We start from the raw sequence: 23,749 nt of genomic DNA, 5'->3' as shown, positions 1-23,749 counted from the left end.
GGTGTCGACGCCGTTCTATGTCTCACCCCAGCAGGCCATGGCCGATCGGGCGGAATACGCCCGCAAGGGCATCGCCCGTGGTCGCAGCCTCGTCGTGCTGCAGTACTCCGACGGCATTGTCTTCGTCGGTGAGAACCCGTCCCGTGCGCTGCACAAATTCAGTGAGATCTACGACCGGATCGGCTTCGCCGCCGCCGGTAAGTACAACGAGTACGAGAACCTCCGGATCGGCGGTGTGCGCTACGCCGACCTGCGCGGTTACACCTACGACCGTGACGATGTGACCGCCCGTGGTCTCGCCAACGTCTACGCCCAGACGCTGGGCACGATCTTCTCCAGCGCGGCCGAGAAGCCGTACGAGGTGGAGCTGGTCGTCGCCGAGGTCGGCGCCACTCCCGAGGGCGACCAGATCTACCGGCTGCCGCACGACGGATCGATCGTGGACGAGCACGGCTCGGTCGCGGTCGGCGGCAGCGCGGAGCAGATCAGTACCTTCCTGGACCAGCGCCACCGCGACGGGATGTCGCTGGCCGAGGCCTTGAAGCTGGCCGTACAGGCCCTGTCCAACCAGCCCAACGGCAGCGATCGGGAGATCCCCGCGGACCGGCTGGAGGTCGCGGTGCTGGACCGTACGCGACCGCAGGCCCGGAAGTTCAAGCGCATCGTCGGACGGCAGCTGTCCCGGCTGCTGGAGGCCGACGGTGCCGCGTCGACGCCGACGGACGCGCCGTCGGACACCGAGGAGACCGAGGACGGCGAGGAGTAGCCCGCCGGCCCGACCCGACTGCGCCCCGGACCGCCCGTGCGGACCGGGGCGCAGCCGTATGCCCGGGTCAGGGGAGTGCCCAGCGGTGGAGGCGGGTGCGGTCCCGGGTGAGCCAGGTGCCGTCGCCGAGCGGGGTCACATCGCCGCCGACGGCCACCGGATACCGCACCCGGCCCTGCGGGCGGAGTGTCACCGCGTCGCACAGCCAGTGACGCACAGAAACCGGCCGCCCGGGCAGGTAGATCCGGCCGGTGACCAGGACGTGCGTGCCGTCGATCAGATACGCGCCGGCGAACTCGTCGTTGTCGCGGTCGACCGCGAGCTCGCCGAGGTCGAACAGCCCGGCCGGGTCGTCGGCGCAAACATCGTGGGACGCGAGCTCGTCGCGGTCGTCGTTGTACGCGATTCCCTCGGCGCGCCGGATGGTGAGCACTCGGGAGGCCGCGGGCAGGAAGCCGATCACCTCGCGCATCGTCGTGCCGCCGCGGATGTGCAGCCCGTCGTGGCGCGGCTCGATCCACCAGGTCGACCAGCTGTACCAGGCCGTCCAGCAGGAGAGCGCGAGCAGCGAGCCGTCCGGATGCCACCGTTGCGTCACGTCCGAGGCGACGGCCCCGATCGGGCGGCGAGCCCGGACGTCGCCGGACGCGGCGTCGAGGAGCAGCAGGGTGTCGCGCGCGTAGCGATGCCGGGGCGAAACGTCCTGGACCAGTATCGCGGCGCGCTCGCCGGTGGCGAGCGTCGGCACGAGGACGCTGACGAGACTGCCGTCCGGGCTCACGGCGGGCGGGCCGGGCGGGCGCGGGTCACGGTGCCCGCCGTGCCAGCGGGCGTGCCGCAGCTCCCAGCGGGTGGCGCCGGCGGGGCCGACGACGCGGATCCTGGATCCCTCGGCGACGACGAGGCCGCCGCCGGGCAGCGGGGTGGCCGCGGCGTACGGCGGGAGGCGCAGGCTCTGGGTGGGGGCGGGGATGCCGGAGAGGAAGGTCTCCGCGTCGTGGATCTCGAGGCGCTCATCGGTTCTGACGACCAGCCGGTCCCCCGAGAGCGGTGTTACGGAGCCTGTTGCGGGGACCGTCCCGATCAGCGTCGCGTCGATCGGGTTCTCGGCCGTACTCGTCATGATCGTGATCGTTCCACGCTGGGTGTCGTGGGCTCAAGGCGGATGGCTACGGACCATCCGGACGGGTTCAGACGGTCCGTGCGGGAGCCGACGAGCCGCGTACGACCAGTTCGACCGGGAGGTCGCCCTCCTCGGGCGGACGGCCTTCGAGGATCGCGAGCAGGGCGGACATGCCGCGCTCGCCGACCCGTTCCGCGGGCAGGCTGACCGTGGTGAGCTCCGGCTCGACGGCGGTGGCGAGCGCGAGGTCGTCGAAGCCGGTGACGGACACGTCATCGGGGACCCGCAGGCCCAGCCGCCGTACCGCCTTGCAGGCGCCGGCGGCCAGAACGTCGTCGTCGCACACGATCGCGGTGGGCCGCGGCCCCGGGCCCGTGAGCGCCCGCTCCGCGGCCTCGCGCGCGCCGGCCACGTCGAGGGGTGCGGGGACGGTCCGTACGACCGCGTCGGGGATGTCACGCAGTGCCGTGGCGAGCGCCCGGGCCCGTACGTCGAAGGTCCAGGAGGACACGGCCGATGCGAGGTGGACGAAGCGGCGATGGCCGAGCGCCAGCAGATGGGCCGACATCTGCCGCATGCCGTCGGCGATGTCGAGATTGACGTGGGCCGCGGCGCCCGGGTCGGCGGGGTCGCTGTCGATCATCACCAGCGGGAGATCCGTACCGCGGATGGCGGTCAGGGCCTGGGCGGCCATGGAGGACGCGATCACGCCGTCGAGCGCGGCGCGGGCCGAGGCGAAGGGGTCCCTGGCGGGGCCGACGCCTTCGGGGGAGGGGTAGAGCACCACGCCGAAGCCGTGCTCGGAAGCGATGGTGGCCGCGCCCGTGTAGACCCGGGCGAAGAACTCGTTGGTGAGGGCCGGGACCACGAGCAGCGCGGTCCTGGTGCGCCCGAGCCGCAGATTGCGCGCGGCGAGGTTGGGCCGGTAGCCGAGCTGCCGCGCGGCATCCCGTACGAGCCCGGCGGTGCGCTCGGAGACCCGGCCGCGCCATTTCTCGCCGAGGACGAGGGACACGGTGGCCTGCGACACGCCGGCGGCGCGGGCGACGTCCCGGCTGGTGGGCCGGGGGGTGCCGGGGCGGTGCCCGACCGGCGGGGGAGACGCCCCCTGGCCCGGTACCGCGGGGTGGTCCTTGGGGGACCCGTGTGCCATCGGTGCCGTCCTCAGCCGCAAGCCACTTGTTCAGGTACGCCGCCGCGGTGGACCCGCGGACTGTCGACATGGTACGTATGACCGAAGGCGTTATACGTAAAACCTCGGGTCATGCCCGGGTGAGAGGGGGGAACATGGCCGCGGGAGCCACCGGCTACGCAGACATCCTCAAGGCGCCGCACGCCACACGGCTGCTCGCCGGGACGCTCGTGGGGCGGCTGCCCAACGCCACCGCCCCCGTTGCCATAGTCCTGTTCACCCGCGCAGAGGGCGGCAGCTACAGCCTCGCCGGAGGGCTCGCCGCCGTGTACGGCATAGCGACTGCGATAGGCCAGCCCCTCCTCGGCCGCGCCGTCGACCTGCACGGACAGCCGCGCGTCCAGTTCCCCGCCGCTGTCGTCTCCGCCCTCGGCATGGTGCTCCTGGCCGCTGTCGGCATCGGCGCGCTGCCCGTCGCGTACGCGGCCGTCGCCGTCGCGGGCGTGTTCACCCCGCCCCTCGAAGGCGGACTGCGCGCCCTGTGGCCCAGCGTCCTGGGCGGCGAGGACCGGGTGCACCGGGCCTACGCCATGGACGCCGTCGCGCAGGAGATCATGTTCACCGTCGGCCCGCTGCTGGTCACGCTGCTCGTCTCGCTCTGGTCGGCCGGTGCCGCCCTCCTCGTCATCAACGTCATCGGCGTCCTCGGCGCGCTCTCCGTCGTACTCTCCGTACCCTCCCGCGGCTGGCGCTCCGCACCCCGCGAGGCCCACTGGCTGGGCGCACTGCGCTCGCCCGGCCTGCTCGCCCTGCTCGGGTGCTTCTTCTTCGTCGGCCTCGCGCTGGGCTCGATCACCGTGGCCGGAGTCGCGTACGCCGACGACCACGGCCGTGAGTCGGTGTACGGCTGGCTGATGGCTGCGCTGGGCCTCGGCGCGCTCATCGGCGGCACGGCCTACGGCGCCCGCCAGTGGGCCGGAGCCCCCGAACGCCGCCTCCGCGTCATCGTCGGCCTGCTCGCGCTCGGCTATCTGCCGCTCGCGCTCACCCCCGGTGTGGTCGCCATGACCGCGCTCGCCGCCGTCTCCGGCCTCTTCCTCGCGCCCGCGATCGCCTGCGCCTTCATCGTCGTCGACCGGCATGCCCCGAGCGGCACCGTCACAGAGGCGTTCTCCTGGCTCGTCACCACCTTCGGCGTCGGCGCCGCGGCCGGAACCGCCGTCGCAGGCCCGGCGGTCGAGCTGGGCGGAACCTCCTGGAGCTTCGCCGTCGCGGGAGCCGGCGGCATCGCCGCGCTGCTGGTCCTGACGGGCACTCAGCGGGTCCTCGCAGTTCCCGGGCGTACCAAGGACATCGCAGGCTCATCGGAAAATGATCGAAACGGTGCTGCCGAACCCGGTTTCAGCTCAGGCCGTGAGGCGTAATGTTCAGACATGGACCGCCGCATTTTCGGGCTGGAGAACGAGTACGGCGTCACGTGCACGTTCAGGGGACAGCGCCGACTGTCACCTGACGAAGTGGCGCGCTACCTCTTCCGCCGTGTTGTCTCATGGGGCCGCAGCAGCAATGTCTTCCTGCGGAACGGCGCCCGCCTCTACCTCGACGTGGGTTCGCATCCGGAATACGCAACTCCCGAATGCGACAACGTGACCGAACTGGTCACCCACGACAAGGCCGGCGAGCGCATTCTCGAAGGCCTGCTCGTCGACGCCGAACGCCGCCTGCACGAGGAGGGAATCGCGGGCGACGTCTATCTCTTCAAGAACAACACCGACTCGGCGGGAAACTCCTACGGCTGCCACGAGAACTATCTCGTCGCCCGCCACGGAGAGTTCTCCCGGCTGGCGGACATTCTCATCCCGTTCCTGGTCACCCGTCAGCTGCTGTGCGGCGCGGGCAAGGTGCTGCAGACCCCGCGCGGCGCTGTCTACTGCGTCAGCCAGCGCGCCGAGCACATCTGGGAGGGCGTCAGCTCCGCCACCACCCGCTCGCGCCCGATCATCAACACCCGCGACGAACCGCACGCCGACGCCGAGCGCTACCGCCGCCTCCACGTCATCGTCGGCGACTCGAACATGTCCGAGACGACGATGCTGCTGAAGGTCGGCGCGACCGATCTCGTACTGCGCATGATCGAGGCGGGCACCGTGATGCGCGATCTGACCCTGGAGAACCCCATCCGGGCGATCCGCGAGGTCAGCCACGACATCACCGGCCAGCGCAAGGTGCGCCTGGCCAGCGGCCGCGAGGCCTCCGCCCTCGAAGTACAGCGTGAGTACTACGAGAAGGCCGTGGACTTCGTCGACCGGCGTGGAATCCGCACCGGCACCGTCGAGCAGGTCCTGGAGCTGTGGGGCCGCACGCTCGACGCGATCGAGGCGGAGGACCTCGACCGGATCGGCACCGAGATCGACTGGGTCATGAAGTACAAGCTCATCGAGCGCTACCGCGCCAAGCACAACATGACCATGTCGCATCCGCGAGTCGCGCAGATAGACCTCGCGTACCACGACATCCACCGCAGGCGCGGGCTGTACTACCTGCTGGAGCGCAAGGGGCAGGCCGCCCGGATCTGCAACGACCTGAAGATCTTCGAGGGCAAGTCCGTGCCCCCGCAGACCACCCGGGCCAGGCTGCGCGGCGACTTCATCCGCCGGGCGCAGGAGCAGCGGCGGGACTTCACCGTCGACTGGGTGCACCTCAAGCTCAACGACCAGGCGCAGCGCACCGTGCTGTGCAAGGACCCCTTCCGGTCGGTCGACGACCGGGTGGAGAAGCTCATCGCCGGCATGTAGGTCTCAGACGGTGGAACGCCACTCGGGCCCCGTACGTTTCTCGTGCGGGGCCCTTGGCACGCCCTAGAGTGTCGGGCAACTAATGTGCCGTCTGAGATCTGAGGAACACGTGCGCCGACTTGCCGGCCTTCTCGTCGTCCCCCTGCTGCTGCTGTCCGCGGCGGCGTGCGGCAGTGACGACGACAAGGGCTCCGACTCCACCTCGACCAAGAACGGACTGCCCGCGATCACCGCCGGCGCCCAGTTCGGTGAGAAGCCGACTCTGGCGAAGGGCGAAGGTGATCCGCCCAAGGCGCTGAAGGTCGAGACGATCAGCGAGGGCAAGGGCGCGACGCTGAAGAAGGGCGACCCGGTCCAGGTCAACTACCTCGGCCAGGCCTGGGACTCGAACAAGCCCTTCGACAACAGCTTCGACCGCAAGCAGCCCTTCGACCTCACGCTGGGCGCCGGTGGCGTCATCCAGGGCTGGGACAAGGGCCTCGAGGGCCAGAAGGTCGGCAGCCGTATCGAGATGTCGATCCCGCCGGAGCTCGGCTACGGCGCGCAGGGCCAGGGCGACATCAAGCCGAACGCCACCCTCGTCTTCGTCATCGACATCCTGAAGTCCACTCAGGTACCGCTGTCCGCCAAGGGCACCGAGGTCGCCCAGGACAACATCGACCTGCCGAAGGTGGGCACCAACACCGACGGCAAGGCGCCCTCGGTCACCTTCCCCAAGTCCGACGCGCCGAAGAAGCTCGTCTCCAATTACGTCCTGGAAGGCACGGGCCCTGTGCTGACGGCGAAGGACACCGTCGTCGTGAAGTACGAGGCGTACCTCTGGGACGGCGCCAAGAAGTTCGACAGCACCTATCAGGCGGGTAAGACCCAGACTTTCCCGCTGGGACAGGTGACGCTCAAGGGCCTCAAGGACGGCGTCGTGGGCAAGAAGGTCGGCAGCCGCGTGCTCCTCGTCATCCCGCCGGACCAGGCATTCGGGGCCAAGGAGCAGCAGGGCATTCCGAAGAACTCGACGCTCGTCTTCGCCGTGGACCTGCTGACCAAGGTGTAAGGACCAATGGGTGGGGACAAAGGTGTAAGACTGTCTTGGTTGCCCCGTTCATCATTTAGAGGAGCAGTTCAGTGAGCATCGAGAAGCCCGAGATCGACTTCCCGGGTGGCGAGCCGCCGGCCGACCTGGAGATCAAGGACATCTGGGAGGGTGACGGCCCGGTGGCCAAGGCGGGCGACACCGTCTCCGTCCACTACGTCGGTGTGGCCTTCTCCACCGGCGAGGAGTTCGACGCGTCCTGGAACCGGGGCACACCCCTGCAGTTCCAGCTCGGCGTCGGCCAGGTCATCTCCGGCTGGGACCAGGGCGTGCAGGGCATGAAGGTCGGCGGCCGCCGCCAGCTGACCATCCCCGCGCACCTCGCGTACGGCGACCGCGGCGCCGGCGGCCGTATCGCTCCCGGCGAGACGCTGATCTTCGTCTGTGACCTGGTCGCCGTCTGACCTCGTACGGACAGTGAACGAGGGCCCATGCCTTGTGGCATGGGCCCTCGGCTTTGGTCCCGACGCTCCGGAGCGGTACGGTCAACGATCGGAAGCACTGTGAGGAAGGGCGTCGATGGCCATTGCCAAGGCCGAGCGGCTGATGAATCTGGCGCTGTGCCTGCTGGGGACCCGCCGCCCGCTCAGCAAGCGCGAACTGCGCGGGTCCATCGAGGCCTACCTCGAGGCCGGTTCCGACGACTCCTTCAACCGGATGTTCGAGCGCGACAAGGATGATCTGCGCGAACTCGGCCTGGTCATCGAGACGGTGGAGAATCTCGACGGCGACACCGGCTATCTTGCCCGCCGCGACTCCAACCGGCTGCCCGCCATCACGCTCGACGCCGAGGAGGCCGCAGCGCTCGGCCTCGCCGCCAGGGTCTGGCAGCAGGCGCGGCTCGCCGGAGCCGCCAGCGGCGCCCTGCAGAAGCTGCGCGCGGCCGGCATGCCCGAGGCCGAGGATTCGTACGAGGCACACCACAGCGCACTCGAACCCCGCATCCCGGTCCATGAGGCCGCCTTCGAGCCTTTGATGCTCGCCTGCCGCGACCGCCGCCCGGTCATCTTCGACTACCGCAAGGCGAACGCCGCGCGCCCCGAGCCGCGCCATGTCGAGCCATGGACGCTCGAGTGCTGGCGCGGCCACTGGTATCTGGCGGGCTGGGACCGGGACCGCGGCGCCGAGCGGGTCTTCCGGCTGTCGCGCATCACCGGCCGGGTCCGCTCGCGCGCCGGCTCCTTCACCGCGCCCGTCCCCGACGTCGTCACCGTCCGGGAGACCGTCGAGACCTGGGCCGGGGAGACCGCGACCCGCTCCGCGCGGATCCGGCTGCGCACCGGCTGCGGCTATCCGCTGCGGTCCAGGGCGAAGTCGATACGGGAACTGGGTGAGGGCTGGGACGAGTTGGAGATTCCGTACGGTCACGGGCTCGACGCCTGGCTCGTGGAGTTCGGCCCGGACGTCGTCGTACTGGAGCCCGCGGATCTGCGGGCCGATGTGGTGGACCGGCTGCGCGCCGTGGCCAAAGGCTGAGGGGGACTCGTACAACCATGGCCGCCAATGCCATTGACCAGACCCGGCGGATGCTCTCGCTGGTGACCTATCTGCGGGAGCGCCCCGGCGCGCGCGTCGGTGACGTCGCCCGCGCCTTCGGGATCACCGAGGACGAGCTGATCTCCGACCTCGACGTACTGCCGATGTGCGGGACGAGCTTCCGCGGCGGCGATCTGCTCGACATCGACACCGACGGTGAGCGCATCTGGTGGCACAACCCCGACGATGTCGCCGAGCCGCTGCGGCTCGCTGCCGACGAGGCGACCGCGCTGCTGGTCGCGGCGCGCGCCGTGGCCACGCTGCCGGGACTGCGCGAGAGTGACCGGGACGCGCTGCTGCGGGCCACCGCCAAGCTGGAGGCCGCGGCGGGCGAGGCGGCGGGCGCCAGCTCCCGGCTGTCGGTGACCTTCGAGTCCGAGGGCGGCGTCTTCGCGGATGTCGACCGGGCGATCTCGGAGCGGCGGCGCCTGTGGCTGAAGTACTACTCGCCCGCGCGTGACGAGCTCACCGAGCGCGAGGTCGACCCGATCCGGCTCTTCGCCGTGGGACATACGTATATGGAGGCCTGGTGCCGTCTCTCCGAGGCGCGCAGGACCTTCCGGCTCGACAGGGTGGCGGAGATCAGACTGCTGGACGCGCCCGCGGCCCCGCCCGAGCTGGAGCTGCGCGATTTGTCGGAGGGGCTTGTGCAGCCGTCCGCCGACGACCCCGAGGTCGTGGTAGAGGTCGGCCCCGGGGGTCGCTGGGTCGCGGAGTACTACCCGCACGACAGCGCGGACGAGCTGCCGGACGGCGGGCTGCGCATCAGTCTGCGTACGCCTGAGCCTGCCTCGCTGCGCCGACTGGCGCTGCGGCTGGGACAGGACGGGCGGATCGTCTCGCCGCAGGACCTGGCGGACAGTGCCCGGCTGGCGGCGCGCGAGGCACTCGCGGCCTACGACGGTCAGGAATAGGGAGACTCGCGCCACATGTCTGTGATGTCAGGAATCGCGGCCCAGATGGCGCCGGTGCTCTTCAAGGCCGCCTGCCCCGACTGCCGCGCCGGCTTCGAGCTCTCGGCGGGGGCCCTGCGGCTGGCGATCGGCGCGAGCGCGCGCACCACGTTCTACTCCTTCACCTGCCCGGAGTGCGGGTCCGCGGTTCGCAAGCCGGCGGGGGAGCGCATCGTCGAACTCCTCACCGGCGGCGGTGTGCGGACGCTGCGCCTCCACTCCTCCCTCTGAGACGTCTAGGCTCTGCCCATGCTCTGGCCCATGCTCGCCATCGCCCTCGGCTTCCTCGGGATCGCCGTGCTCGGCGTCCTCGGCATCAGGGTCTTCATCGAGGCCCAGCGCCTGGGCCGTGAGGTGGCCCGCACGACTGAGCGGATCAACCGTGCGTCGGAGGAGTTGGAGAGGGCGGCGACGGATCTGGCGCGTACAGGCGAGGCCTTGCGGTAGCGGGTGCACCCTGATGTGAGGGCGACTCGGGCGGTAGGCTGATAAGCGGCGGCAGGCAATGAGGCGTCGGCCGCAACGGGAGTATGCAAGGGGATTGCCCTGCGTTCACCCGTGAGAGTTACGATCGCAGCCGGTTACGGTTCGGACACCAGTCCGGCGTGATCAGCAGCTCAGCCCTATGCCGCCTCGGTGAGAAGGTAGACACCAGCTATGTTCCGACAGATCGGTCCCCTCGAGATCAGTCTCATCCTTCTCGTCGTCGTCTTGCTCTTCGGGGCCAAGAAGCTTCCCGAGATGGCCCGTTCGCTGGGTAAGTCGGCCCGGATCCTGAAGAGCGAAGCGAAGGCGATGAAGACCGAGGGCCAGCCGTCCGCCACTCCGGCCGACCCGCCGCAGGACCCGGCCCAGGGTCAGGCTGCCCCTCGTACGATCCAGGCGTCGCCCGGCGATGTGACGAGCGCTCGGCCCGTCAACGAGCCCTCTGACACCACCCCCCAGCGCTGACCCCAAGGCCACCGATCACGGCCTGCCGCACGAGATGAGGACGTGGGTTGCTCAAGCCTGCCCGCTCGAAACAGAAGCAGGAGAAGGACCCCGAAGGGCGGATGCCGCTCGCGGAGCACCTGCGTGAGCTGCGCAACCGGCTTGCGAAGGCGATGCTGGCGGTCACGATCGCGTCCATCGTGGCCGCGTTCTACAGCCAGGAGCTGATGCGGGTCCTGGCCTCGCCGGTCCACGCCTGTGAACAGGGACAGCTCGAGACCGGCGGCAAGTGCGCCACCATCGTCTACACCGACCTGCTGTCGCCCTTCACCACCACGGTGAAGGTCGTCATGATGGCGGGCATCATCGCGGCCTGCCCGGTCTGGCTGTACCAGCTGTGGGCCTTCGTGGCCCCGGGCCTGCACAAGAAGGAGAAGAAGTACACCTACTTCTTCGCCGCCGCGGCCGTTCCGCTCTTTATCGCGGGTGCCTATCTTGCGTTCGTGATCATGCCGGTGAGCATGAGCGTGTTGCTCAGCATCACCCCGGACACCGCCGCGAACTTCCTCGAGGTCGACAAGATCCTGGACTTCGCCGTCCGCATGGTGCTGATCTTCGGGTTCTCCTTCGAGCTGCCGCTGCTGCTGATCATGCTGAACTTGGCAGGCGTCGTGACGGGACGCCGGATGGCGGGCTGGTGGCGTGGTGCCGTCATGGGCATCTTCGTCTTCGGGGCGATCGCCACCCCGTCCACCGACCCCCTGGGCATGATCGCGCTGGCGGGACCGATCATCGTGCTGTACTTCGTCGCGGTGGGTGTCTCGCTGCTCAACGACCGGCGGCGACGACGCAACGACCCCGACGCCGAACTCGACGACGACGAGGCATCCGAACTCGACCTCGCTCCCGAGGCTGTCGGTGAGATCGAGGCCGTATCAGCCGCCAGGGCGCTGCCCGAGCAGGCGAGCGGCGAGGCCGACGGACGTTCCCACAGGCTCAACGGTTACGACGACGTCACCTGATCTTGTATGGTCCTCCCCCCAGACTCCGTCCAGGGGGACCCCAGTGACCAGCGAGATCACCCTCTTCGTCAATCCCACCGCGGGACGCGGCCGGGGCGCTCATGCCGCGCAGCCGGCCGCTGGTGTGCTGCGCGAGGCCGGGTTCTCCGTGCGTACCGTCCTCGGCGAGGACGCCGACGACGCCCTGCGGCGGGCGCGCGAAGCCGTCGGCGGGGGAACCGGGGCTCTCATAGCCGTCGGTGGGGACGGGATGATGTCGCTCGCTCTGCAAGCCGTCGCCGGCACCCGGACGCCGCTCGGTGTCGTCGCCGTCGGGACCGGCAATGACTTCGCCCGCGCGCTCGGGCTGCCTGTACGGGAGCCGGCCGCCGCCGGGCGGCTCGTCGCCGAGGCGCTCAAGGGCGAGCAGATCCGGGAGGTGGACCTCGGGCGCGTGGGGCAGAAGTGGTTCGGGACCATCCTCGCCTCCGGGTTCGACTCGCGGGTCAACGACCGCGGGAACCGCATGCGGTGGCCCAGCGGGCGCTTCAAGTACGACCTCGCGATGGTCGCAGAGCTGGCGGCCTTCAAGCCCATCCCGTACCGCATCACGCTCGACGACGGGGAGGTGCGCGAGATCGAGGCCACCCTCGTCGCCGTCGGCAACGGATCCTCCTACGGCGGCGGCATGCGGATCTGCTCCGGTGCGCGCATGGACGACGGGCTGTTCGACGTGACCGTGGTCGGGGACTGTACGCGTACGACCCTGCTCAAGGTCTTTCCGCAGGTCTACAAGGGGACGCACCTCAGCCACCCCAAGGTCACCACCCATCGCGTGCGTACGATCACGCTCCAGGCGGACGAAGTCACCGGGTATGCCGACGGGGAACCGATGGGAGCGCTGCCGCTGACCGCCCAGTGCGTTCCGGGCGCCGTGCGGGTGCTCGCTCCGGAGGTGGCCCCGGTGATCGCCCGGTAATGCCCAGTGACTGCCCCGTGGCTGCCCGGTGATTGCCCGGTGATTGCCCCGGTCAATTAAAGATCGCGCTCACTGTCAGAGGTGGCGGGTAGGCTCGTGGGCAAGATGACCGAGGACCTCTCACCCGCTGAGCGCTACGCCGCCGCCCGCATCCGCGCTGTTGAGGAGGCCACTGCGCTGGCCCCCTTCCGCGCGTTGTACGAATTCGACCTGGACCCCTTCCAGATCGAGGCCTGCCAGTCCCTGGAGGCGGGCAAGGGCGTGCTCGTCGCCGCGCCCACCGGCTCGGGCAAGACCATCGTCGGCGAATTCGCCGTCCACCTGGCCCTTCAGCAGGGCCGCAAGTGCTTCTACACCACGCCCATCAAGGCCCTTTCCAACCAGAAGTACACCGACCTCGTCAGGCGCTACGGCGCGGACAGGGTCGGCCTCCTCACCGGCGACAACAGCGTCAACCCCGAAGCACCCGTGGTCGTGATGACCACAGAGGTGCTGCGCAACATGCTCTACGCGGGCTCGCAGTCGCTGCTCGGCCTCGGCCATGTGGTGATGGACGAGGTGCACTACCTCTCCGATCGCTTCCGCGGCGCCGTGTGGGAGGAAGTGATCATCCACCTCCCCGAGTCGGTGACCCTGGTGTCACTGTCGGCGACTGTTTCCAACGCCGAGGAGTTCGGCGACTGGCTGGACACCGTCCGCGGCGACACCGAGGTGATCGTCGCCGAGGAGCGGCCCGTCCCGCTGTGGCAGCACGTCATGGCCGGCCGCCGGATGTACGACCTCTTCGAGGAGGAGACCGACCACGGCGGCCGCGGCTCGGGCCGGCGCGAGGTCAACCCCGATCTCGTACGCCTGGCGCGGACGGAGAACCAGCGTACGTACAACCCCAAGGACCGCCGCCGCGGCAAGATGGTGCGCGAGGCGGACCGCGAGCGGGAGCGGCGCCAGCGCAGCCGGATCTGGACGCCCGGGCGGCCCGAGGTCATCGAACGGCTCGACGCCGAAGGGCTGTTGCCCGCGATCACCTTCATCTTCAGCCGGGCGGGCTGCGAGGCCGCCGTGCAGCAGTGCATGTACGCGGGGCTGCGGCTGAACGACGAGAACGCGCGGGTCAGGGTGCGCGAGATCGTCGAGGAGCGGACCGCCGCCATCCCCACAGAAGACCTGCATGTCCTTGGCTACTACGAGTGGTTGGAAGGCCTTGAGCGAGGCATCGCCGCGCACCACGCCGGCATGCTGCCCACCTTCAAGGAAGTCGTCGAAGAGCTCTTCGTGCGCGGTCTGGTGAAGGCCGTATTCGCCACCGAGACGCTGGCGCTCGGCATCAACATGCCTGCTCGCTCTGTGGTGTTGGAGAAGCTCGTCAAGTGGAACGGCGAGCAGCACGCCGACATCACCCCTGGTGAGTACACCCAGCTCACCGGCCGGGCAGGGCGGCGTGGCATCGACGTCGAGGGCCACGCCGTGGTGCTGTGGCAGCGGGCCATGGACCCGCCCGCGCTCGCGGGACTCGCGGGCACTCGCACCTACCCCCTGCGCTCCAGCTTCAAGCCCTCGTACAACATGGCGGTCAACCTTGTGCAGCAGTTCGGGCGGCACCGCTCGCGCGAGCTGCTCGAGACGTCGTTCGCGCAGTTCCAGGCGGACAAGTCGGTCGTCGGCATCTCCCGCCAGGTACAGAAGAACGAAGAGGGACTCGAGGGCTACCGCGAGGGCATGACCTGCCACTTGGGCGACTTCGAGGAGTACGCGCGGCTGCGCCGCGAGCTCAAGGACCGTGAGACGGAACTGGCCAAGCAGGGCGCGGCCCAGCGGCGGGTGGCCGCGGCGTCCTCGCTGGAGAAGCTGAAGCCCGGCGACGTCATCCACGTCCCCACAGGCAAGTTCGCGGGCCTTGCGCTCGTCCTCGACCCGGGCATCCCGGCGGGCCGGACCAACGGACACCGCGGCTTCGAGCACCACGACGGACCCCGGCCGCTCGTGCTGACGGCCGAACGGCAGGTCAAGCGGCTTGCGTCGATGGACTTCCCGGTGCCGGTCGAGGCGCTGGAGCGGATGCGGATCCCGAAGTCCTTCAACCCGCGCTCGCCGCAGTCCCGTCGCGATCTGGCCTCCGCGCTGCGGACGAAGGCCGGGCACATCGCGCCCGAGCGGCACCGCAAGCAGCGGGCGGCCGCCGCCGACGACCGCGAGATCGCAAGGCTGCGCACGGAGCTGCGCGCGCATCCCTGCCACGGCTGCGACGAACGCGAGGACCATGCGCGGTGGGCGGAGCGGTACCACCGGCTGCAGCGAGACACCCGGCAGCTGGAGCGGCGCATCGAGGGCCGGACGAACACCATCGCCCGTACCTTCGACCGGATCGTGGCGCTGCTCACCGAGCTGGACTATCTGCGCGGCGACGAGGTCACCGAGCACGGCAAGCGGCTCGCGCGGCTCTACGGCGAGCTGGATCTGCTGGCCAGCGAGTGCCTGCGCGACGGTGTGTGGGAGGGGCTGAGCCCGGCCGAACTGGCCGCGTGCGTCTCGGCGTTGGTGTACGAGGCGCGGCAGGCGGACGACGCGGTCGCGCCCAAGGTCCCGGCGGGCAACGCGAAGGCCGCGCTCGCCGAGATGATCCACATATGGGGCCGACTGGACGCTCTGGAGGAGGATTTCAAGATCAACCAGGCGGAGGGCGTGGGGCAGCGTGAACCCGATCTCGGCTTCGCCTGGGCCGCGTACCAGTGGGCATCCGACCGGAGCCTGGACGAGGTGCTGCGTGAGGCGGAGATGCCCGCCGGAGACTTCGTCCGCTGGTGCAAGCAAGTGATCGATGTGCTGGGGCAGATCGCGGCGGCGGCGCCGCGTGAGGGCAGCACGGTCGCGAAGAACGCCCGCAGGGCGGTCGACGCGCTGCTGCGGGGTGTGGTCGCGTACAGCTCCGTGGGCTGAGCGGCGATACGTACGATGGCCCGGGTGCACCGCCAGGCGGTGAACCGGGCCATCGGAGTCCGGTCGCTCTGGGGTCAGCCCCAGAACCTGTCCTCTTCGTCGATGTCCTCGGTGCACTCGTCGATGTCGGTGATCTTTCCGCCGACGATGGTGAAGAAGAGACCCTCGCGGATCTCGATGCCGTGGTCGCCCCGGTCGGCCCTCATCGTGTGAAGTGACATGGCGTGCCCGCGCCCGTCGGCCAGCACCGATTCCAGCTGGATCTGCATCGTGCCGTCGGTCTCCTCGCCGAGCCTGCGGTACAGCTGGAGAACGGCATCGAGGCCCTTGTGGTGGCCGGAGAGCGGGTTGTTGCCCGGCACGTGGTGGACGACGTCCCTCGTCATCAGGGAGCCGAGTGTCTCCATGTCACCCGACACGAACGCTGCGTAACCCCGGCGTACAAGGGCGCAGTCCGGGTGTTCAGCCATAGTGATTCACACCTTTCGTCCCTATTGATGCCCTCTCTATATCCTCCGCCGGGTGTGGAGGGCTGTCCACGCAGGCGTTCCTGTAGGCCCGCCGGCCGCCGTACCCGGTTGTCCGTGCCCACGTGGACGAGGCCGGGCTCAGGTGGGTCGGTGCACAGGGCGAACATGGGTGTCTGGGGCGTGTGCGACGATCGGCTTCATGAGCACCACCACGGGACGACGGGTCGGCCGGCCGCGCGCGACGCAGCGGCCGGACAGCGGGATGTCCGCGCGGGACGAACTCCTCCTGGCCGCGGCGGAGTTGTTCACCACGAGCGGGTACGCCGCGACCACGACCCGGGCGGTCGCGGAGCGCGCGGGTATGCGGCAGGCGACGATGTACCACTACTTCAGCGGCAAGGAGGACCTGCTCGCCGAGCTCCTCGAGTCGACGGTGGCCCCGTCCCTGACGCTCGCACTCCGGCTGCTCGCGGACGACGCGCGCCCTGCGGAGGAACGCCTGTGGGAGCTGTGCCGCGCGGACGTTGAGCTGTTGTGCGGCGGCGAGCACAACCTGGGCGCGCTGTACCTGCTCCCGGAGGTCCAGGGCGAACGCTTCACGAGCTTCCACCGGGTGCGGGCCGACCTGAAGTCGGCGTACGGGGAGCTGCTGGGGGCGACGGCGGCGGGGGGCGAGCTCGACAAGAGGGAGCGGGTGCTCCGTACGGACCTGGTGTTCGGGCTGATAGAGGGCGTGATCCTGGTCCACAGATCGGACCCGGAGAGGGCGGTGCGGGCGTTTGCGGGGGCGACGGCGGACGCGGCGCTGAGGATTGTGGGGGTGCGGGGCTCGGGATGACCGGTCCCGGGAAGCCCCTGGGGGTGCGTGGCGTTGGGAGCCGGCGCTTCCCACGCCCCTGAATGATGATCTAGACGAGCGCCCCGGGCTTCGGCTCGGCGGCCGGCTTCGTTGGGCGCTTCGCCTTGCCCGCGCCCCCCAGCACTACGAGTGAGAAGAGGCCCGCTCCTGCCATGACGCCGGCCGCGCCGACCGCAGCCAAGCCCATCCCGTGTGTGAAGGCGTCGCGCGCGGCCGCCAGCACGGTGTCTGCCGTTCCGGCCGGGAGCTGGGCCGCCACCGCTGTCGCGCCGCCCAGGGTTTCGCGGACCGCGTCGGCGTGCGGCACGTCGGCCGGCAGGGCGTCGGCAATGTCCCGGCTGTAGACCTGGTACCGGTACATTGCCCACGACCCCGGTCGCAGACTGCACTCGTACTAGCGCATGAGTAACGCCCACGGAGCGGCGTACAGCCACGCTGACTGTGGCCGATTCCGCGTGGCGCGACTCCTACGCTGGTACGAGCGACTCGGGGTCGTCCCCTCCGAAAGGGGCCGCTGAGCTGGGCTTTCTGAAGTGGCGCCCGCTGTCAGGCCATTTGATATGGGGCTAGGCCAGGGCGATCGTTTCGGTAGCGATGTCACGGGCCCAACTTGTGGTTCGAGTTGGTGGCCATGTGCGTAAAGTCGTGAGGCAAAGCCCTTCGGCACGACGAAGGGAGATTCCCGCGCGGCCCATGCTTCCTACGGCCTGGCCTCGCCGAGATCTCCCTCTCGTCAGTCGATGGGTACCGACCCGTATTGAGGAGATGGCAGCCCATGACGCCCTTGACCGTACCCCAGTCGAGAGCTCCAGCCATGTGAGCCTGCTCGCCTGGGCCACCACCTTGACGGGCCTGCTGTCCGTTATCGCCGTCGTGATGCCCCGTCGTAGGGGGAGTACCAGCTGCCGCTGGTGGCGGCGCAGGCGGAGTCGGTGACCACGTTGGAGCCGTCGCGCTTGAGGACGGTCTCGCGGGTGTTGCAGGTGCCGCTGATGGTGATCCAGTGGGGGAACAGGTCGCGGCTGTAGCCGGTGCGGGAGTGCTCGGTCGTGGCGGGCATCGAGGCGAGGTAGGAGCGGGCGGTGGCGGCGCTGACCGGTGTGGGCAGAGCAGCTTGCGCGGGGGTGGTGCCGAAGAGGGTCAGCGCGGCGGTGGAGATGGCCACCAGGGTGGCGGCGATGCCGTGACGGGCGTGTGTGCGCATGAGTATCGACTCCCGAGCCGGGGTTGACGGGCGGGGGGCGCCGCTCATCGTGGCCCGGAGGAGTTGATGCGGGTAGATCTCGCAGGGTGAAGTTCCCGTGACAACCCGTCAACGACTGGATTGAGAACCGTACCCGCATTCCGGCGATGGGGTGTCGGCCGTACCTTCACGCTGGCTGCCAGTCGAGGAACCAGGCGGTGCGCTGAGCAGATCGAGGCAGAGCCACCAAGGGTCAGGGAGAGCCTCTCGCGGCCGACGTAGGTCACGGCCGGAAGAGGTTCTTCCATCGCTCACTTTCCGTTGGGAAACGGACGAAGCGTTTGGCTCCTAGGGTGACTCGCGCCGCTCCCCAGTTCATCGCATCGAGAGGACTCCCATGACAGGCATGTCCGCCGGAAGGCCGACCGGTCCCGGTTTCGAACGACGCACTCTCCTGCGCGGTGCTGCGGTGGCCGCGGCCGCTTCCGTCTCCTTCCAGGCCCTCGCCGCGCGGACGGCTGCAGCCGCGCCGGTCAAGCTCGAATTCGACGCCGGGTACGGCCCGCTGAGCCCGGTCAAGGACCAGGCGACCGGCCTGGAGTTGCTGCAACTGCCGCGCGGGTTCGAGTACATCTCCTACGGGTGGACGAACGACCTCATGGACGACGGGGTGCGCACCCCTGGCTCCCATGACGGCATGGCAGCCTTCCGGTACGGGGACCGGGTCCACCTCGTCCGCAACCACGAGCGCGGCGCCGGCCCGGCCTTCACCGCCCCCGCCTACAACCCGGAGGCCGGCGGCGGGACCACCACCCTGGTCTTCGACCCGGATGCCGGCCAGTGGCTGGAGTCCTATGGCAGTCTCGGCGGCACCATCCGCAACTGCGCCGGCGGGCCCACCCCGTGGAACACCTGGCTCACCTGCGAGGAAACCTTCTCCACGACGGTCGGCAAGCGCCACGGCTACATCTTCGAGGTGGCGTCGGAAGGCAAGGGCAACCCTGAGCCCTACAAGGCCATGGGCCGGTTCAACCACGAGGCCGTCGCCATCGACCCGGCGACTGGATACGTCTACGAGACCGAGGACCGCGGCGACGCATCCCTGTACCGGTTCGTCCCGGCGGTCCCCGGCAACCTGTCCAAGGGCGGTCGGCTCGAGGCGCTGCGCATCGGCACCACGACGTACGACACCCGAGGCGACGGCGAGAAGGCGTACGGCACTGTCTCCTGGGTGCCCGTGGACGACGTCGACCCGGCGACGGACACGGTGCGGCTCGAGGCGCAGGCGAACGGTGCGGCGGTGTTCAGCCGCCTCGAGGGCGCCTGGTACGGCAACGACCGCATCTACGTGATCACGACCGACGGGGGTCCCGCCCGCCAGGGACAGGTCTTCGAACTCGACCCGGCCACCGATGAGTTCCGGGTGCTCTTTGCCTCGCCGGGCTCCGACCTCCTCAACGCGCCGGACAACATGTGTGTGAGCCCCCGCGGCGGCCTGGTGCTCTGCGAGGACGGAGGCGGCACCGAGTACGTCCACGGGCTGACCACGGAGGGCGAGATTTTCCGCTTCGCGGCCAACAACGTGGATCTGCGCGGCGGGACTCCGGGCAAGAACGTCCCGGCGGCCGACCACAGGGGCTCGGAGTGGGCCGGCTCGGTGTTCGAACCGAAGAACGGAAACTGGCTGTTCGTGAACATCCAGACCCCGGGCATCACTTTCGCGATCACCGGTCCCTGGTCCCGGGGCGCGCTGTGATACGTCAGCCGGGAGCTGCAGCCGCGGCCGGATTGCCCGCAGGGCACTGGCCAGGCTGACGCGCAGTGCCCGGCCGACACAGGCTGGGCACTACGCGGGTTACGCGTCCGCCGGGCATATCCCGGCTCCGCGGGCGTAACGCACGCGCAGGGCTGCCGGGCAGAGATCGAAACAAGTCCTGCAGCATCGACGTCTCCACAGACACACACTGCGGTCGATCGCCGCGAATGGCCCCCACGGCACGGCAGCGGGCCCGAGCCGTCGACCCTACCGACAACGGCCGATCAGGGACATGGGTATACGTTCAACTGTGCCGAAGGACCCGGAACGGGCGTGGGGGCACGGTCCTGGCGGACGCGGCTGGGGCGCGATCAAGGATGTACTCGCGCATCACCTGCAGCAACCGCTGCTGTGTCTCGGTGATCTCGGTCATGCCGCCTCCACCCAGCGCGCTACGGGCGTGGGATGCCACGCCTACCACTTGGGCGCCGCGCCCGGGCCGCGAGCTGGAGTCGTTTGATCGGCGCCGCACGGGAGAGTCAAAGCGGCTGAAGGCCACGCCGTACGGCACCCGATCAGCCCGTTTTCCCCGGTGTTCTTCCGGATAGGGCAAGGGGGAACAGCCCCGCTGCCGTACCCCGGTGAGGAGACACGCGATGGCCGTCCTGCATCATCTGGCCAGGCGTCTGGAGCAACTTGACGCCCTCGATCCAGTGGCGGCACCCCTGGCTCGGGCGGTCGGACGCGTGGTCCGGCCGCGCCCGCTGCGGAACCTGCTCAGCGGAACGAACCTGGGCCATCCACTGCACCCGGTGCTCACTGATGTGCCGATTGGGGCGTGGGGCATGTCAGTGCTGCTAGACAATGTTGGGGGGAAGCTCGCCGAGCCGGCTGCCGACGTTCTCCTCGCCGCCGGCGTCGCCGCGGCGGTACCGACCGCCGCCACCGGTTGGAACGACTGGTCGGACACCTATGGGCCGGCCAGGCGCGTCGGGTTGGTCCACGCCGGCGTGAACGTGACCGCACTGAGCCTGTACGTCGCCTCACTCATCGCCCGCCGGTCCGGACAGCGCCGCCGTGGCAAGGGGCTGAGCCTGGTCGCCCTCGGTGTCCTGATGGCAGGTGGTTACCTCGGGGGGCATCTGACGTTTGTGAAGGCCGTCAACGTCAACCACACCGCGTTCGAGGACAGGCCCCGGGAGTGGACCCCGGTACTGCCGGATTCCGAGCTCGCCGAGGGCGCACACCGCAAGGTGCTCGCCGGGGACGCCCCGGTCCTGCTCTGCCGCGAAGCGGGGGAGGTGCTCGCGCTGGCGAGTACCTGCAGTCACATGGGCGGTCCCCTCGAGGAGGGGAGGATCGCGGACGGCTGCGTCACCTGTCCCTGGCACGGCAGCACCTTCAACCTCGCCGACGGAGGTATCGTCCGCGGCCCGGCCTCCACACCCCAGCCGAGCTACGACACACGTGTCAACGACGGGCACATCGAAGTCCGCGCACGGCACTAGCGCCACGAGGAATGCGGTGGCTCTGCCGATCGGGGTAGTGGGTGAGGCCGTAGCGGTCACCGGCCTCCGCCAGTGCAAGAACGCTCCTGAATGGCCTTCGCGACCGGGCGCTGGATCGCCGTTGATCTCGAAATGGTCCAGCTCGCCGCCCTTGGGGGCCAGATCTTGGGGTGACGGGCTCTCATCCGCAGGTCACGGAGTCACTCAGGCACTCAGTCCGGCGATGTGGCTCAGGCGTGATCCACGAGTTGCGCGACGCCCTGCTGGCGCGCGCAGTGCGCGCAGCAGAAGAACTGCCCATCGGATTGAAGCCCATGGCCGAGGATGCGGCACTGGCAGTTGTCGCAGATCGGCGCCATCTTCTGGGCGGCGCACTCGATGCTGTCGAAAGTGTGCACGGCTCCCGCGGCATGCACCTCGAACGCCATCTCGTAGTCGTTGTTGCAGACCTCGCACACGGCCATGAATGATCCGCTCCTCGGTGCTCGGGAAAGGCGGGGGTTGAGTTGGCGCTTCTGGAAGTTAGCGAGAAGCTGCGTCAAATCTCCGGCGACACGTTGGCCCGGACCCGACCGGCACAGCGGAACCACTCAGGTGGGGGGCTTTTCCTCCTCCGGCTCACTCGGCGGCTCGGCAGCTCACCCAGCGCCGGCTCACCGTTCCGCCGTTTCGGCCTGTTCCGCCTCAGCCGTTTCCCCGGGGCGCGCCTGCTCACGCGGGCCAGCTGGTGGGTGCCCGTGGTGCGGGGGGCCTGGGCGGCGGAGTGCTTCCATGAGCGCAGGAGGTACCGGATTTTGCTGGGTTCCTGCCCGGTGGTGGCGGCGATCTCCTCGAGTTCGCGGCCGACGGTGTGGTGCAGGACGATCGCGTCGTACTGCTCGGGTTCCACTGGGATGGGCAACGGCGGGGTGCGGGCGGACGCGTCGGCGGATCATGCCTTCGTCGCCCGTCGGCAGCGCGATGGTCGCCGCGTGCAGTGCGCATCGGGGCGGGCGCTGCGACGGAGACTCGGGCCGCGTCGCGCTGTTCTCCTCTTCGCAGGGAGATCAGCGGCACCCATGCCGGCACCCTGTACCTCGCCGGAGGCGTCACCAGCGTCACCAGCGACCTCGACCAGGGCTGGCGTTGCCCCACCAACCGCTGGGCCGACTCCGCACCCCTCACGTCCACCGCGTCGCTCGCCATCGGCGACCACACCGTGCTCCTCGTCGGCCCAAGGCCGACCCAACCATGGCATAGAGAAGGCCCTGTACGCGGTGGCGTGTTCTCGCCGTGCGCCTTCGCCTCGGCAGCACGGTCGGCGTGCGCTCTGGTTCGCCAACTCGCCTCTGAGTACGGTGAGTCGTGTACGAACCAGGGCAAGGCACCGAGCGAAGGGGGAGCGGCATGGGCGTCGACTGGGTTGCTGCCAGTGAGGGCGGTCAGGGTGGCGGTGGGGGTGGGGGTGACGGGCATCCGGGGCAGCCGTGGCAGCCGCCGCAGGACCCTCCGTCCCCGGACGGGGGAACGCCCCCGGGGGATGGAACGCACCGTAAGTGACCCTGACCACGGGCCGGGGGGTGCGGCCTGGCTGGAGGAAGCTCGGCGGTTTCCTGCTGGAGTCCGGCGCGATGGCACCGGACTGGGCGCAGGCCTTCGAGGCCGTTGACCGCGCCCGGTTCCTGCCTAGCGTGATGTGGCCCTACGACATGGCCACCAGGACCAGCAGCCACGTCGACCGGGACGCCGACCCCGACGCCTGGTATGCGGCCGCGGACGCTGACGTGCCGGTCACCACCCAGTGGGACGACGGCCGTCACCATGGCACGGCCCCCGGCAGCGTGCCCACCTCATCGGCGTCCATGCCCTCCGTCCCAGCCACAGCCTCACAGGTGCCCACGGGACGACCGCGACCGATCCCATCGATCACGGCCAGCGAGCCGCTTGTCGGTTACTGAGACACGCTCCTAGTGCCCGTCCTGGCCGAGCGTGGCCACATCGAGGCACTGCGTGTTCTGATGCGCCCCGGCAAAACAGGTTTCGCCCTGCAACTGGCACGTGCCCTCGCCACCCGCGGACGGCTCGACGAGGCCATCGCGATCATGACGGAGCGCATCGACGCCGACGAGCAGAACGCCTACGAGTGGACCATCGAGCTGCTCGTCGAACTGGGCGAGGCCGACCGGGCGCTGCGGCTGCGGCGCAAACGGGGGCACAAGCTCCGCTCACCTGTCGACACCTCCGACTTCCAACTGGCCCGGCTTCTGGACGAGCAGGGACGCCACGAGGAAGCCATCGACGTACTGAGCCACAAAGGGGGCGCGCCGACGCAACTGGCGGACCTGCTCGCCGGCGTCGGCTGCATGGACGAGGCCATGATGGTGCTCGACGGCGCCCAGCACACGGTCAGGGTGAAGAGCGTCGGTGACAAGCTGGCCGAGCATCAGGCAGCTCTCCTCGCCCGGTATGGCCACCTCCGCGAGCTCCGGGACCGTGCCGCGAACGGCCACCCGGAGCACCGGGAGATCATGCGTTCCCACCTGACCCGCGCCCAGGCCGCCGCGACAGACAGGCGCTGATCAGCGCGGAATCGCACCCGTCAGTAGCCCACCCGTTCAACCTCCTAACCAGGCGCGATCAAACTTCGGCGGCACAGACTCAGCTTGTTCTTTAACCTTTCAACCGTTGTAGGGCTATAAGTGTCTTCTCGCGGCGGACGGTTTTGCCTACGTCGTAGTGGGGTGTCCGGTGTCTG

The 23,749-nt window shown here is 69.6% G+C and carries 24 protein-coding genes and 1 pseudogene; 18 read left to right on the top strand and 7 right to left on the bottom strand.

Annotated elements, in window-relative coordinates; all coding sequences use genetic code 11:
• Position 1: 1 nt before the first annotated feature.
• Positions 2-766: a proteasome subunit alpha gene (prcA, locus tag ACFYWY_RS33330; RefSeq protein ID WP_389193621.1), complete on the top strand. Its 765-nt coding sequence runs from the start codon at positions 2-4 to the stop codon at positions 764-766.
• A gap of 67 nt (positions 767-833) precedes the next feature.
• On the opposite strand, the gene ACFYWY_RS33325 is transcribed toward prcA, so the two are convergent.
• On the bottom strand, positions 834-1,889 hold the full coding sequence (locus tag ACFYWY_RS33325; RefSeq protein ID WP_389193618.1) for a hypothetical protein: 1,056 nt from the start codon (positions 1,887-1,889) through the stop codon (positions 834-836).
• A gap of 67 nt (positions 1,890-1,956) precedes the next feature.
• The gene (locus tag ACFYWY_RS33320; RefSeq protein ID WP_389193615.1) at positions 1,957-3,042 is read right to left on the bottom strand and encodes a LacI family DNA-binding transcriptional regulator; all 1,086 of its coding nucleotides are present in this window, start codon (positions 3,040-3,042) and stop codon (positions 1,957-1,959) included.
• 134 nt (positions 3,043-3,176) lie between these two features.
• Between ACFYWY_RS33320 and ACFYWY_RS33315 the strand changes: the two genes are divergently transcribed.
• The 12 genes from ACFYWY_RS33315 to ACFYWY_RS33260 all read left to right on the top strand — a co-directional run bounded on the left by ACFYWY_RS33315 (position 3,177) and on the right by ACFYWY_RS33260 (position 15,239).
• Positions 3,177-4,445, top strand: coding sequence for an MFS transporter (locus tag ACFYWY_RS33315; protein ID WP_389193612.1), 1,269 nt, complete (start codon positions 3,177-3,179; stop codon positions 4,443-4,445).
• 9 nt (positions 4,446-4,454) lie between these two features.
• A complete protein-coding gene (gene pafA / locus ACFYWY_RS33310) occupies positions 4,455-5,816 on the top strand; it encodes a Pup--protein ligase (protein ID WP_389193609.1) in 1,362 nt (453 codons plus the stop codon).
• Between the two features lie 109 nt (positions 5,817-5,925).
• Positions 5,926-6,867: an FKBP-type peptidyl-prolyl cis-trans isomerase gene (locus tag ACFYWY_RS33305; RefSeq protein ID WP_389193606.1), complete on the top strand. Its 942-nt coding sequence runs from the start codon at positions 5,926-5,928 to the stop codon at positions 6,865-6,867.
• 71 nt (positions 6,868-6,938) lie between these two features.
• On the top strand, positions 6,939-7,310 hold the full coding sequence (locus tag ACFYWY_RS33300) for an FKBP-type peptidyl-prolyl cis-trans isomerase (RefSeq protein WP_389193603.1): 372 nt from the start codon (positions 6,939-6,941) through the stop codon (positions 7,308-7,310).
• Positions 7,311-7,425: 115 nt separating this feature from the next.
• Entirely contained in the window at positions 7,426-8,382 is a 957-nt protein-coding gene (locus ACFYWY_RS33295) for a helix-turn-helix transcriptional regulator (protein WP_389193600.1), read from the top strand.
• A gap of 17 nt (positions 8,383-8,399) precedes the next feature.
• The gene (locus ACFYWY_RS33290; protein ID WP_389193598.1) at positions 8,400-9,356 is read left to right on the top strand and encodes a helix-turn-helix transcriptional regulator; all 957 of its coding nucleotides are present in this window, start codon (positions 8,400-8,402) and stop codon (positions 9,354-9,356) included.
• Positions 9,357-9,371: 15 nt separating this feature from the next.
• Positions 9,372-9,626 (top strand): hypothetical protein, encoded by a 255-nt coding sequence (locus ACFYWY_RS33285; protein WP_389193596.1) that lies wholly within the window; start codon positions 9,372-9,374, stop codon positions 9,624-9,626.
• A gap of 18 nt (positions 9,627-9,644) precedes the next feature.
• Complete coding sequence (locus tag ACFYWY_RS33280) at positions 9,645-9,842, top strand: hypothetical protein (RefSeq protein ID WP_389193594.1); 198 nt, start codon at positions 9,645-9,647, stop codon at positions 9,840-9,842.
• Between the two features lie 210 nt (positions 9,843-10,052).
• Positions 10,053-10,346, top strand: coding sequence for a Sec-independent protein translocase subunit TatA (tatA, locus tag ACFYWY_RS33275; protein ID WP_389193591.1), 294 nt, complete (start codon positions 10,053-10,055; stop codon positions 10,344-10,346).
• A 101-nt stretch (positions 10,347-10,447) separates the two neighbouring features.
• The gene (gene tatC, locus ACFYWY_RS33270) at positions 10,448-11,347 is read left to right on the top strand and encodes a twin-arginine translocase subunit TatC (RefSeq protein ID WP_389193754.1); all 900 of its coding nucleotides are present in this window, start codon (positions 10,448-10,450) and stop codon (positions 11,345-11,347) included.
• A gap of 43 nt (positions 11,348-11,390) precedes the next feature.
• Entirely contained in the window at positions 11,391-12,305 is a 915-nt protein-coding gene (locus ACFYWY_RS33265) for a diacylglycerol kinase (RefSeq protein WP_389193588.1), read from the top strand.
• Between the two features lie 105 nt (positions 12,306-12,410).
• Complete coding sequence (locus ACFYWY_RS33260) at positions 12,411-15,239, top strand: DEAD/DEAH box helicase (protein WP_389193752.1); 2,829 nt, start codon at positions 12,411-12,413, stop codon at positions 15,237-15,239.
• Positions 15,240-15,313: 74 nt separating this feature from the next.
• Here ACFYWY_RS33260 and ACFYWY_RS33255 read toward each other — a convergent pair whose 3' ends face one another.
• Positions 15,314-15,709, bottom strand: a complete 396-nt coding sequence (locus tag ACFYWY_RS33255) for a nuclear transport factor 2 family protein (protein WP_389193585.1) — start codon at positions 15,707-15,709, stop codon at positions 15,314-15,316.
• Positions 15,710-15,908: 199 nt separating this feature from the next.
• Between ACFYWY_RS33255 and ACFYWY_RS33250 the strand changes: the two genes are divergently transcribed.
• A complete protein-coding gene (locus ACFYWY_RS33250) occupies positions 15,909-16,547 on the top strand; it encodes a TetR/AcrR family transcriptional regulator (protein WP_389193582.1) in 639 nt (212 codons plus the stop codon).
• Positions 16,548-16,617: 70 nt separating this feature from the next.
• Here the strand turns inward: ACFYWY_RS33250 and ACFYWY_RS33245 are convergent, their stop codons facing one another.
• Complete coding sequence (locus ACFYWY_RS33245; protein ID WP_389193580.1) at positions 16,618-16,929, bottom strand: hypothetical protein; 312 nt, start codon at positions 16,927-16,929, stop codon at positions 16,618-16,620.
• Positions 16,930-17,442: 513 nt separating this feature from the next.
• Positions 17,443-17,772: pseudogene (locus ACFYWY_RS33240) on the bottom strand (hypothetical protein); the annotation flags it as partial.
• Positions 17,773-18,157: 385 nt separating this feature from the next.
• On the opposite strand from ACFYWY_RS33240, the gene ACFYWY_RS33235 reads away from it, so the two are divergent.
• The gene (locus ACFYWY_RS33235) at positions 18,158-19,507 is read left to right on the top strand and encodes an alkaline phosphatase PhoX (protein ID WP_389193577.1); all 1,350 of its coding nucleotides are present in this window, start codon (positions 18,158-18,160) and stop codon (positions 19,505-19,507) included.
• Positions 19,508-19,811: 304 nt separating this feature from the next.
• Here the strand turns inward: ACFYWY_RS33235 and ACFYWY_RS33230 are convergent, their stop codons facing one another.
• The gene (locus ACFYWY_RS33230; protein WP_389193574.1) at positions 19,812-19,940 is read right to left on the bottom strand and encodes a hypothetical protein; all 129 of its coding nucleotides are present in this window, start codon (positions 19,938-19,940) and stop codon (positions 19,812-19,814) included.
• A gap of 223 nt (positions 19,941-20,163) precedes the next feature.
• Here ACFYWY_RS33230 and ACFYWY_RS33225 point away from each other — a divergent pair, with 223 nt between their 5' ends.
• Positions 20,164-21,015 carry a Rieske 2Fe-2S domain-containing protein gene (locus tag ACFYWY_RS33225; RefSeq protein WP_389193571.1) on the top strand — a complete coding sequence of 284 codons (852 nt, stop codon included), beginning with the start codon at positions 20,164-20,166 and terminating at the stop codon, positions 21,013-21,015.
• Positions 21,016-21,245: 230 nt separating this feature from the next.
• On the opposite strand, the gene ACFYWY_RS33220 is transcribed toward ACFYWY_RS33225, so the two are convergent.
• The gene (locus ACFYWY_RS33220; protein WP_389193568.1) at positions 21,246-21,479 is read right to left on the bottom strand and encodes a hypothetical protein; all 234 of its coding nucleotides are present in this window, start codon (positions 21,477-21,479) and stop codon (positions 21,246-21,248) included.
• A 1,071-nt stretch (positions 21,480-22,550) separates the two neighbouring features.
• Here ACFYWY_RS33220 and ACFYWY_RS33215 point away from each other — a divergent pair.
• Together ACFYWY_RS33215 and ACFYWY_RS33210 are read left to right on the top strand one after the other, a co-directional pair.
• Positions 22,551-22,952 (top strand): hypothetical protein, encoded by a 402-nt coding sequence (locus ACFYWY_RS33215; protein ID WP_389193565.1) that lies wholly within the window; start codon positions 22,551-22,553, stop codon positions 22,950-22,952.
• A gap of 12 nt (positions 22,953-22,964) precedes the next feature.
• Positions 22,965-23,573 (top strand): tetratricopeptide repeat protein, encoded by a 609-nt coding sequence (locus tag ACFYWY_RS33210; RefSeq protein ID WP_389193563.1) that lies wholly within the window; start codon positions 22,965-22,967, stop codon positions 23,571-23,573.
• Positions 23,574-23,749: the final 176 nt, after the last annotated feature.

It is taken from the genome of Streptomyces sp. NPDC002870, assembly GCF_042888505.1.
In the GTDB taxonomy this organism is placed as follows: domain Bacteria; phylum Actinomycetota; class Actinomycetes; order Streptomycetales; family Streptomycetaceae; genus Streptomyces.
This window is presented reverse-complemented; position numbering and strand designations above follow the sequence as displayed.